The organism is Shewanella sediminis HAW-EB3, from assembly GCF_000018025.1.
Lineage (GTDB): Bacteria > Pseudomonadota > Gammaproteobacteria > Enterobacterales > Shewanellaceae > Shewanella > Shewanella sediminis.
The window spans coordinates 491,379-503,930 of sequence record NC_009831.1 but is presented as its reverse complement, the minus strand read 5'-3'; the positions used below and the strand labels follow the sequence as shown (position 1 = coordinate 503,930).

General features: G+C 48.7%; 2 tRNA genes and 6 rRNA genes. All 8 read right to left on the bottom strand.

From position 1 onward, the window contains the following. Window positions 1–47: 47 nt before the first annotated feature. Window positions 48–163: ribosomal RNA gene (gene rrf / locus SSED_RS02190) — 5S ribosomal RNA — on the bottom strand. Between the two features lie 138 nt (window positions 164–301). Beyond that, a 23S ribosomal RNA gene (locus SSED_RS02185) occupies window positions 302–3,197 on the bottom strand. A gap of 348 nt (window positions 3,198–3,545) precedes the next feature. Continuing rightward, window positions 3,546–5,088 (bottom strand): 16S ribosomal RNA (locus tag SSED_RS02180). The 16S, 23S and 5S rRNA genes sit together here, the layout of an rRNA operon. Before the next feature lie 2,009 nt (window positions 5,089–7,097). Then, window positions 7,098–7,213: ribosomal RNA gene (rrf, locus tag SSED_RS02170) — 5S ribosomal RNA — on the bottom strand. Between the two features lie 140 nt (window positions 7,214–7,353). Next, a 23S ribosomal RNA gene (locus SSED_RS02165) occupies window positions 7,354–10,249 on the bottom strand. A 342-nt stretch (window positions 10,250–10,591) separates the two neighbouring features. Next, window positions 10,592–10,667 (bottom strand) — tRNA-Ala (locus SSED_RS02160). A gap of 70 nt (window positions 10,668–10,737) precedes the next feature. After that, window positions 10,738–10,814: transfer RNA gene (locus SSED_RS02155), tRNA-Ile, on the bottom strand. A gap of 73 nt (window positions 10,815–10,887) precedes the next feature. Beyond that, a 16S ribosomal RNA gene (locus SSED_RS02150) occupies window positions 10,888–12,430 on the bottom strand. Between the last annotated feature and the right edge of the window lie 122 nt (window positions 12,431–12,552).

Here is a 12,552-nt window from a genome sequence, read left to right as displayed (position 1 = left end):
CATCTTAGATGAAATTCACTGCACTATCATATTTAACTATATTAGGCGCCTGGAAATGACCTACTCTCACATGGGGAGACCCCACACTACCATCGGCGCGATTGCGTTTCACTTCTGAGTTCGGGATGGGATCAGGTGGGGCCACAATGCTATGGTTTCCAGACTAATTTGGTAAAATTTAGAAAGCTGTCTATCTAGAATCTTCTAAATAGCTCTTAAATAAGTTGAGTCACACTAAAATCAAGTACTGTATTCTTTTGAAGTAATCACACTAGCTTCATACAAAACCCATATGGGTTGTATGGTTAAGCCTCACGAGTCATTAGTACAGGTTAGCTCAACGCCTCACAACGCTTACACACCCTGCCTATCAACGTCCTAGTCTCGAACGGCTCTTTAGAGGAATTAAATTCCTAGGGATGACTCATCTTAGGACTCGCTTCCCGCTTAGATGCTTTCAGCGGTTATCGATTCCGAACGTAGCTACCGGGCAATGCTATTGGCATAACAACCCGAACACCAGCGGTTCGTCCACTCCGGTCCTCTCGTACTAGGAGCAGCTTCCTTCAATCATCCAACGCCCACGGCAGATAGGGACCGAACTGTCTCACGACGTTCTGAACCCAGCTCGCGTACCACTTTAAATGGCGAACAGCCATACCCTTGGGACCGACTTCAGCCCCAGGATGTGATGAGCCGACATCGAGGTGCCAAACACCGCCGTCGATATGAACTCTTGGGCGGTATCAGCCTGTTATCCCCGGCGTACCTTTTATCCGTTGAGCGATGGCCCTTCCATTCAGAACCACCGGATCACTATGACCTACTTTCGTACCTGCTCGACGTGTATGTCTCGCAGTTAAGCTGGCTTATGCCATTGCACTAACCGTACGATGTCCGACCGTACTTAGCCAACCTTCGTGCTCCTCCGTTACTCTTTGGGAGGAGACCGCCCCAGTCAAACTACCCACCAGGCACTGTCCTCAATCCCGATTCAGGGACCTGAGTTAGAACATCAAAGCTACAAGGGTGGTATTTCAAGGTTGACTCCAACAGAACTAGCGTCCCATCTTCAAAGTCTCCCACCTATCCTACACATGTAGGTTCAATGTTCAGTGCCAAGCTATAGTAAAGGTGCACGGGGTCTTTCCGTCTAGCCGCGGGTATACGGCATCTTCACCGCAATTTCAACTTCACTGAGTCTCGGCTGGAGACAGCGTGGCCATCATTACGCCATTCGTGCAGGTCGGAACTTACCCGACAAGGAATTTCGCTACCTTAGGACCGTTATAGTTACGGCCGCCGTTTACCGGGGCTTCGATCATGAGCTTCTCCGAAGATAACCCAATCAATTAACCTTCCGGCACCGGGCAGGCGTCATACCGTATACTTCCTCTTGCGAGTTTGCACAGTACTGTGTTTTTGATAAACAGTTGCAGCCACCTGGTATCTGCGACTCCCAACAGCTTAGAGAGCAAGTCTCATCACCGTCGGGAGCGTACCTTCTCCCGAAGTTACGGTACCATTTTGCCTAGTTCCTTCAGCCGAGTTCTCTCAAGCGCCTTGGTATTCTCTACCCAACCACCTGTGTCGGTTTGGGGTACGATTCCTACTAACCTGAAGCTTAGAAGATTTTCCTGGAAGCATGGCATCAACTACTTCAGTCCCTTAGGACCTCGTCATCAACTCTCAGCCTTAATGTTCACCCGGATTTGCCTAAGTGAACAGCCTACAGTCTTAAACGCGGACAACCAACGCCGCGCTAGCCTAGCCTTCTCCGTCTCTCCATCGCAGTTAGCAGAAGTACGGGAATATTAACCCGTTTCCCATCGACTACGCCTTTCGGCCTCGCCTTAGGGGTCGACTCACCCTGCCCTGATTAACATTGGACAGGAACCCTTGGTCTTTCGGCGAGGGAGTTTTTCACTCCCTTTATCGTTACTCATGTCAGCATTCGCACTTCTGATACCTCCAGTGTGGGTTACCCCTTCACCTTCAACGGCTTACAGAACGCTCCTCTACCGCTTGCCAGTAAACTGGCAAACCCATAGCTTCGGTGTATTGCTTAGCCCCGTTAAATCTTCCGCGCAGGCCGACTCGACTAGTGAGCTATTACGCTTTCTTTAAATGATGGCTGCTTCTAAGCCAACATCCTAGCTGTCTAAGCCTTCCCACATCGTTTCCCACTTAGCAATAACTTTGGGACCTTAGCTGATGGTCTGGGTTGTTTCCCTTTTCACGACGGACGTTAGCACCCGCCGTGTGTCTCCCGTATAGTACTCATTGGTATTCGGAGTTTGCAAAGGGTTGGTAAGTCGGGATGACCCCCTAGCCTTAACAGTGCTCTACCCCCAATGGTATTCGTACGAGGCGCTACCTAAATAGCTTTCGAGGAGAACCAGATATCTCCCGGTTTGATTGGCCTTTCACCCCCATCCACAAGTCATCCGCTCATTTTTCAACATAAGTCGGTTCGGTCCTCCAGTTGATGTTACTCAACCTTCAACCTGCCCATGGATAGATCACCGGGTTTCGGGTCTACACCTTGCAACTAAACGCGCAGTTAACACTCGGTTTCCCTACGGCTCCGCTATTCGCTTAACCTCGCTACAAAATGTAAGTCGCTGACCCATTATACAAAAGGTACGCAGTCACGGTCTCAAGAACCGCTCCCACTGCTTGTACGTATACGGTTTCAGGTTCTATTTCACTCCCCTCACAGGGGTTCTTTTCGCCTTTCCCTCACGGTACTGGTTCACTATCGGTCAGTCAGGAGTATTTAGCCTTGGAGGATGGTCCCCCCATGTTCAGACAAGATGTCACGTGTCCCGTCCTACTCGTTTTCACGTAAAGTTAGTTTTCATGTACGGGGCTATCACCCTGTGCCGCTGTGCTTTCCAACACATTCCACTAACACCCTCTACGCTTAAGGGCTAATCCCCGTTCGCTCGCCGCTACTAGGGGAATCTCGGTTGATTTCTTTTCCTCCGGGTACTTAGATGTTTCAGTTCCCCGGGTTTGCCTCACAACACTATGTATTCATGTTGTGATACTCACTTATGTGAGTGGGTTTCCCCATTCGGACATCGTTAGCTCAAATGCTTGTTACTAGCTCGCCAACGCTTTTCGCAAGTTACTACGTCCTTCATCGCCTCTGACTGCCAAGGCATCCACCGTATACGCTTAGTCACTTAACCATACAACCCAAATGAGTTTCATCTGCGTTGCATTGCAACTAATGGTGTTTACTTTCGCCAAAAGAATACTCATGACCCAATCGTTAAAGAAGTAAATCTCTAATGACTGAGTCGGGCACTTGATTTTAAGTGTTTGAGAACTCAATTATTTATTTTCGCATTAATGCTATTAACTAAAGCAGTTGCTATCCCTTACGAGATACCTTCCACAATAGTCCCTTTCACATTAACACTATCAGCTTTCCAAATTTTTAAAGAACAAGCATTACCGTCTAGGTATGCCACTCGCTCTAACAAGAACAAGTTATCTGTGTGAACACTCAACAAACATTAAGTTAGTCGTATAGGTAAGGAGGTGATCCAGCCCCAGGTTCCCCTAGGGCTACCTTGTTACGACTTCACCCCAGTCATGAACCACACCGTGGTAAACGCCCTCCCCGAAAGGTTAAGCTATCTACTTCTGGTGCAGCCCACTCCCATGGTGTGACGGGCGGTGTGTACAAGGCCCGGGAACGTATTCACCGTAGCATTCTGATCTACGATTACTAGCGATTCCGACTTCACGGAGTCGAGTTGCAGACTCCGATCCGGACTACGACCGGCTTTGTGGGATTAGCTCCACCTCGCGGCTTTGCGACCCTCTGTACCGACCATTGTAGCACGTGTGTAGCCCTACTCGTAAGGGCCATGATGACTTGACGTCGTCCCCACCTTCCTCCGGTTTATCACCGGCAGTCTCCCTAAAGTTCCCACCATTACGTGCTGGCAAATAAGGATAAGGGTTGCGCTCGTTGCGGGACTTAACCCAACATTTCACAACACGAGCTGACGACAGCCATGCAGCACCTGTCTCAGAGCTCCCGAAGGCACTAAGCTATCTCTAGCGAATTCTCTGGATGTCAAGAGTAGGTAAGGTTCTTCGCGTTGCATCGAATTAAACCACATGCTCCACCGCTTGTGCGGGCCCCCGTCAATTCATTTGAGTTTTAACCTTGCGGCCGTACTCCCCAGGCGGTCTACTTAATGCGTTAGCTTGGGAGCCCAGTAACTAAGTTACCAAACTCCGAGTAGACATCGTTTACGGCGTGGACTACCAGGGTATCTAATCCTGTTTGCTCCCCACGCTTTCGTACATGAGCGTCAGTCTTTGTCCAGGGGGCCGCCTTCGCCACCGGTATTCCTTCAGATCTCTACGCATTTCACCGCTACACCTGAAATTCTACCCCCCTCTACAAGACTCTAGTTTGCCAGTTCCAAATGCAATTCCCAGGTTGAGCCCGGGGCTTTCACATCTGGCTTAACAAACCGCCTGCGTACGCTTTACGCCCAGTAATTCCGATTAACGCTTGCACCCCTCGTATTACCGCGGCTGCTGGCACGAAGTTAGCCGGTGCTTCTTCTGCGAGTAACGTCACAGCAAGCAGTTATTAACTACCTACCTTTCCTCCTCGCTGAAAGTGCTTTACAACCCGAAGGCCTTCTTCACACACGCGGCATGGCTGCATCAGGCTTTCGCCCATTGTGCAATATTCCCCACTGCTGCCTCCCGTAGGAGTCTGGGCCGTGTCTCAGTCCCAGTGTGGCTGATCATCCTCTCAGAACAGCTAGGGATCGTCGCCTAGGTGAGCCATTACCTCACCTACTAGCTAATCCCACCTAGACTCATCTAATCGCGAAAGGCCCGAAGGTCCCCTCCTTTCCCCCGTAGGGCGTATGCGGTATTAGCAGTCGTTTCCAACTGTTATCCCCCACGACTAGGCAGATATCTAGGCATTACTCACCCGTCCGCCGCTCGACGTCTGATAGCAAGCTACCTCCGTTTCCGCTCGACTTGCATGTGTTAGGCCTGCCGCCAGCGTTCAATCTGAGCCATGATCAAACTCTTCAATTAAAGTTTTGTTGGTTCCTAAGAACCGGCTCAATGAATTCTGATTTCGTTTAAAAGACTCGGAAGAATCTTAAAAACGTTTGTACATATTGCTATGAACACTCATCTTACATTGAGTAAAATTTTTGACTACTTCGTGAGAAGTAGTTTCGAATAACTCAACACCTGTGAGTGTCCACACAGATTTCTTGTTTCAATTTGTTAAAGAGCGTTAGCATCAATCTTTCAGATGCTGCCGTTAGACGCTAGGTCGTTGGCTTGAGGAGGCGTATTCTACACGCTCCGTGGTTGGCGTCAAGCGCTTATTTTAAGAAGTTTTTCAAGCGATGATTTCTTATACACTCTCGTATGTAAGGCACATCAGTGAACCACTTAAACCGCTTTTCACCTGATTAGAATTTCTATTGAAAATCTAATCTCTAACACTGCTGCAAGTCCCGTACTATCAAGCTTAGTGACTATTTCTAATCTCTAAGCGTTAGTCTAGTTGGCCTGCTGTGCCGTGTCAGTGGGAGCGAATTATAGGGAGTTTTAGGCAGAGCACAAGCGCTAATTAGTGAAAAATGAATGTTTTTATAAAAGAGATGCTTAAACACATGTTACATACCAATTACGCACAGAGTTACCCACAACCGCCTTAGGCTACCGTCATTTTCACTAGAGTTTCCACTTCTAAAATTGGCCATACACAAATGATATCCCACCTAAACTTATGTATAAAAATCAACCAGCTGAGACTTTTATGCAACCAAGCACTGAGCTGCTGTACGTACACAGTGGTTAAATCATCAAATGAACTGGCCCTATAAAAGCGCAACGGCCTGAAGTTAGCCCCTTTGTTCTCTGCTCCTCCCCAGAAATAAGCTCTGCAACTTCTATCCATGGAAGAATACACCTGGCTTTGCAGTACAAGAAACATTTTAATTTTGGTGGTGTAGATCTTGTTCAAAGAAGAAGTGCACGATTGAAAGGATCCACGAGAAAGCAGCTAGCCTCTACGTAGAAGCGTGCTTTAGCCGCGAAGCTTGTATAACGAAATGAGCGATTCCCGGCTAAAGCCGGTCCTACACAATAGAATGATGCCAGAAATTAACACCCATAGTGCGCTAACTGCTTTTAAGCTAAGAGCAAAGGCGCCTGTCATGGTCAGCTACGGATAAATCCTCCATGTTCAGCTCCATCATCAAGCTTCGCTTGAAAAACGCAGGGCCTTCACCCTACTCTCGACGTCAGCGAAGTGAACACATGGGGGGGAAGTTATGGCGCTATAAATACGCAGTAGTTAGCCCCAGTTGTTTAAGTAAAAAATGAACGCGGAAAATCCAGGATTCGTAGCGGGAAGCGACATCGGGAGTAGGCATTGCACGTACGTGCTTAAGTGGATAAGCCTCCTGATTTCGATACAGGTAAGTTCGAGACATAAACTTTGATATTTTTTTAAAAGCCCAAACGCAAAAAAGCCACCTTATTCAGGTGGCTTCTTCACTTTAAATTCAGGAGTGCGCCTGTCATGGTCAGCTTCGAGCAAGCTCTCCGCGTTACACCGCAGCATCAAGCTACGCTTGATAAGCGCAGCAGTTCCACCCTACTCTACATGAGTATTGAGCCTCACTGCGTTCGGACTCTTTATATTCCCCATGTTCGAGTGGTCATTTCAAAAAGCCGTTAAACGAAAAAATCCCCAACACGAAGTGCTGGGGATTTATCGTTTATTAGGCGCCTGGAAATGACCTACTCTCGTAGTCCACGAAGTGGACACATGGGGGTGAAATTATGGCGCTATAAATACGCAGTATTTAGCCATAATTGAACGCGGAGAATCTGTGATTCGTAGCGGGAGGTCCCGATCAGCGGCGGGTCGACGTCGGGAGTAGGCATTGCACGTACGTGCTTAAGTGGATAAGCCACCTGATTTCAATACAGGTAAGTTCGAGACATAAACTTTGATATTTTTTAAAAGCCCAAACGCAAAAAAGCCACCTTATTCAGGTGGCTTCTTCACTTAATTAGGCGCCTGGAAATGACCTACTCTCACATGGGGAGACCCCACACTACCATCGGCGCGATTGCGTTTCACTTCTGAGTTCGGGATGGGATCAGGTGGGGCCACAATGCTATGGTTTCCAGACTAATTTGGTAAAATTTAGAAAGCTGTCTATTCAGAATCATCTAAATAGCTTTAAATAAAAGTTTGAGTCACACTAAAATCAAGTACTTTGTATTCTTTTGAAGTAACACTCATTGCATTACAAAACCCATATGGGTTGTATGGTTAAGCCTCACGAGTCATTAGTACAGGTTAGCTCAACGCCTCACAACGCTTACACACCCTGCCTATCAACGTCCTAGTCTCGAACGGCTCTTTAGAGGAATTAAATTCCTAGGGATGACTCATCTTAGGACTCGCTTCCCGCTTAGATGCTTTCAGCGGTTATCGATTCCGAACGTAGCTACCGGGCAATGCTATTGGCATAACAACCCGAACACCAGCGGTTCGTCCACTCCGGTCCTCTCGTACTAGGAGCAGCTTCCTTCAATCATCCAACGCCCACGGCAGATAGGGACCGAACTGTCTCACGACGTTCTGAACCCAGCTCGCGTACCACTTTAAATGGCGAACAGCCATACCCTTGGGACCGACTTCAGCCCCAGGATGTGATGAGCCGACATCGAGGTGCCAAACACCGCCGTCGATATGAACTCTTGGGCGGTATCAGCCTGTTATCCCCGGCGTACCTTTTATCCGTTGAGCGATGGCCCTTCCATTCAGAACCACCGGATCACTATGACCTACTTTCGTACCTGCTCGACGTGTATGTCTCGCAGTTAAGCTGGCTTATGCCATTGCACTAACCGTACGATGTCCGACCGTACTTAGCCAACCTTCGTGCTCCTCCGTTACTCTTTGGGAGGAGACCGCCCCAGTCAAACTACCCACCAGGCACTGTCCTCAATCCCGATTCAGGGACCTGAGTTAGAACATCAAAGCTACAAGGGTGGTATTTCAAGGTTGACTCCAACAGAACTAGCGTCCCATCTTCAAAGTCTCCCACCTATCCTACACATGTAGGTTCAATGTTCAGTGCCAAGCTATAGTAAAGGTGCACGGGGTCTTTCCGTCTAGCCGCGGGTATACGGCATCTTCACCGCAATTTCAACTTCACTGAGTCTCGGCTGGAGACAGCGTGGCCATCATTACGCCATTCGTGCAGGTCGGAACTTACCCGACAAGGAATTTCGCTACCTTAGGACCGTTATAGTTACGGCCGCCGTTTACCGGGGCTTCGATCATGAGCTTCTCCGAAGATAACCCAATCAATTAACCTTCCGGCACCGGGCAGGCGTCATACCGTATACTTCCTCTTGCGAGTTTGCACAGTACTGTGTTTTTGATAAACAGTTGCAGCCACCTGGTATCTGCGACTCCCAACAGCTTAGAGAGCAAGTCTCATCACCGTCGGGAGCGTACCTTCTCCCGAAGTTACGGTACCATTTTGCCTAGTTCCTTCAGCCGAGTTCTCTCAAGCGCCTTGGTATTCTCTACCCAACCACCTGTGTCGGTTTGGGGTACGATTCCTGCTAACCTGAAGCTTAGAAGATTTTCCTGGAAGCATGGCATCAACTACTTCAGTCCCTTAGGACCTCGTCATCAACTCTCAGCCTTAATGTTCACCCGGATTTGCCTAAGTGAACAGCCTACAGTCTTAAACGCGGACAACCAACGCCGCGCTAGCCTAGCCTTCTCCGTCTCTCCATCGCAGTTAGCAGAAGTACGGGAATATTAACCCGTTTCCCATCGACTACGCCTTTCGGCCTCGCCTTAGGGGTCGACTCACCCTGCCCTGATTAACATTGGACAGGAACCCTTGGTCTTTCGGCGAGGGAGTTTTTCACTCCCTTTATCGTTACTCATGTCAGCATTCGCACTTCTGATACCTCCAGCGTGGGTTACCCCTTCGCCTTCAACGGCTTACAGAACGCTCCTCTACCGCTTGCTAGTAAACTAGCAAACCCATAGCTTCGGTGTATTGCTTAGCCCCGTTAAATCTTCCGCGCAGGCCGACTCGACTAGTGAGCTATTACGCTTTCTTTAAATGATGGCTGCTTCTAAGCCAACATCCTAGCTGTCTAAGCCTTCCCACATCGTTTCCCACTTAGCAATAACTTTGGGACCTTAGCTGATGGTCTGGGTTGTTTCCCTTTTCACGACGGACGTTAGCACCCGCCGTGTGTCTCCCGTATAGTACTCATTGGTATTCGGAGTTTGCAAAGGGTTGGTAAGTCGGGATGACCCCCTAGCCTTAACAGTGCTCTACCCCCAATGGTATTCGTACGAGGCGCTACCTAAATAGCTTTCGAGGAGAACCAGATATCTCCCGGTTTGATTGGCCTTTCACCCCCATCCACAAGTCATCCGCTCATTTTTCAACATAAGTCGGTTCGGTCCTCCAGTTGATGTTACTCAACCTTCAACCTGCCCATGGATAGATCACCGGGTTTCGGGTCTACACCTTGCAACTAAACGCGCAGTTAACACTCGGTTTCCCTACGGCTCCGCTATTCGCTTAACCTCGCTACAAAATGTAAGTCGCTGACCCATTATACAAAAGGTACGCAGTCACGGTCTCAAGAACCGCTCCCACTGCTTGTACGTATACGGTTTCAGGTTCTATTTCACTCCCCTCACAGGGGTTCTTTTCGCCTTTCCCTCACGGTACTGGTTCACTATCGGTCAGTCAGGAGTATTTAGCCTTGGAGGATGGTCCCCCCATGTTCAGACAAGATGTCACGTGTCCCGTCCTACTCGTTTTCACGTAAAGTTAGTTTTCATGTACGGGGCTATCACCCTGTGCCGCTGTGCTTTCCAACACATTCCACTAACACCCTCTACGCTTAAGGGCTAATCCCCGTTCGCTCGCCGCTACTAGGGGAATCTCGGTTGATTTCTTTTCCTCCGGGTACTTAGATGTTTCAGTTCCCCGGGTTTGCCTCACATACCTATGTATTCAGTATGTGATACTCACTTATGTGAGTGGGTTTCCCCATTCGGACATCGTTAGCTCAAATGCTTGTTACTAGCTCGCCAACGCTTTTCGCAAGTTACTACGTCCTTCATCGCCTCTGACTGCCAAGGCATCCACCGTATACGCTTAGTCACTTAACCATACAACCCAAATGAGTTTCATCTGTGTTGCATTGCAACTAATGGTGTTTACTTTCGCCAAAAGAATACTCATGAACTCATTACCAATTAAGGTAAATCGTTCGGGCACTTGATTTTAAGTGTTTGAGAACTCAATTATTTATTTTCGCATTAATGCTATTAACTAAAGCAGTTGTTATCCCTTGCGAGATATCTTCCACAATAGTCCCTTTCACATTAACACTATCAGCTTTCCAAATTTTTAAAGAACGGGCTTAAAAAAGCCAAAGATAAATTATTAGTTTATCTTTGGCATCTCTATCCAATGCATGAGCTTACAATTTCAGCAAAAAAGTAAGTAAATGGTGGAGCTATGCGGGATCGAACCGCAGACCTCCTGCGTGCAAGGCAGGCGCTCTCCCAGCTGAGCTATAGCCCCATTTACATGCAGTCAAACAAATATACGTATAACCAAATCGTTTCTTATCAAGCAAGATAAGGAAAGATATTGGTGGGTCAGAGTGGACTTGAACCACCGACCTCACCCTTATCAGGGGTGCGCTCTAACCAGCTGAGCTACAGACCCAACGTATTTTTGCTCTTTCTTCTATCAAGTAATCTGTGTGAACACTCAACAAACATTAAGTTAGTCGTATAGGTAAGGAGGTGATCCAGCCCCAGGTTCCCCTAGGGCTACCTTGTTACGACTTCACCCCAGTCATGAACCACACCGTGGTAAACGCCCTCCCCGAAAGGTTAAGCTATCTACTTCTGGTGCAGCCCACTCCCATGGTGTGACGGGCGGTGTGTACAAGGCCCGGGAACGTATTCACCGTAGCATTCTGATCTACGATTACTAGCGATTCCGACTTCACGGAGTCGAGTTGCAGACTCCGATCCGGACTACGACCGGCTTTGTGGGATTAGCTCCACCTCGCGGCTTTGCGACCCTCTGTACCGACCATTGTAGCACGTGTGTAGCCCTACTCGTAAGGGCCATGATGACTTGACGTCGTCCCCACCTTCCTCCGGTTTATCACCGGCAGTCTCCCTAAAGTTCCCACCATTACGTGCTGGCAAATAAGGATAAGGGTTGCGCTCGTTGCGGGACTTAACCCAACATTTCACAACACGAGCTGACGACAGCCATGCAGCACCTGTCTCAGAGCTCCCGAAGGCACTAAGCTATCTCTAGCGAATTCTCTGGATGTCAAGAGTAGGTAAGGTTCTTCGCGTTGCATCGAATTAAACCACATGCTCCACCGCTTGTGCGGGCCCCCGTCAATTCATTTGAGTTTTAACCTTGCGGCCGTACTCCCCAGGCGGTCTACTTAATGCGTTAGCTTGGGAGCCCAGTAACTAAGTTACCAAACTCCGAGTAGACATCGTTTACGGCGTGGACTACCAGGGTATCTAATCCTGTTTGCTCCCCACGCTTTCGTACATGAGCGTCAGTCTTTGTCCAGGGGGCCGCCTTCGCCACCGGTATTCCTTCAGATCTCTACGCATTTCACCGCTACACCTGAAATTCTACCCCCCTCTACAAGACTCTAGTTTGCCAGTTCCAAATGCAATTCCCAGGTTGAGCCCGGGGCTTTCACATCTGGCTTAACAAACCGCCTGCGTACGCTTTACGCCCAGTAATTCCGATTAACGCTTGCACCCCTCGTATTACCGCGGCTGCTGGCACGAAGTTAGCCGGTGCTTCTTCTGCGAGTAACGTCACAGCAAGCAGTTATTAACTACCTACCTTTCCTCCTCGCTGAAAGTGCTTTACAACCCGAAGGCCTTCTTCACACACGCGGCATGGCTGCATCAGGCTTTCGCCCATTGTGCAATATTCCCCACTGCTGCCTCCCGTAGGAGTCTGGGCCGTGTCTCAGTCCCAGTGTGGCTGATCATCCTCTCAGAACAGCTAGGGATCGTCGCCTAGGTGAGCCATTACCTCACCTACTAGCTAATCCCACCTAGACTCATCTAATCGCGAAAGGCCCGAAGGTCCCCTCCTTTCCCCCGTAGGGCGTATGCGGTATTAGCAGTCGTTTCCAACTGTTATCCCCCACGACTAGGCAGATATCTAGGCATTACTCACCCGTCCGCCGCTCGACGTCTGATAGCAAGCTATCTCCGTTTCCGCTCGACTTGCATGTGTTAGGCCTGCCGCCAGCGTTCAATCTGAGCCATGATCAAACTCTTCAATTAAAGTTTTGTTGGTTCCTAAGAACCGGCTCAATGAATTCTGATTTCGTTTAAAAGACTCGGAAGAATCTTAAAAACGTTTGTACATATTGCTATGAACACTCATCGTTACATTGAGTAAAATT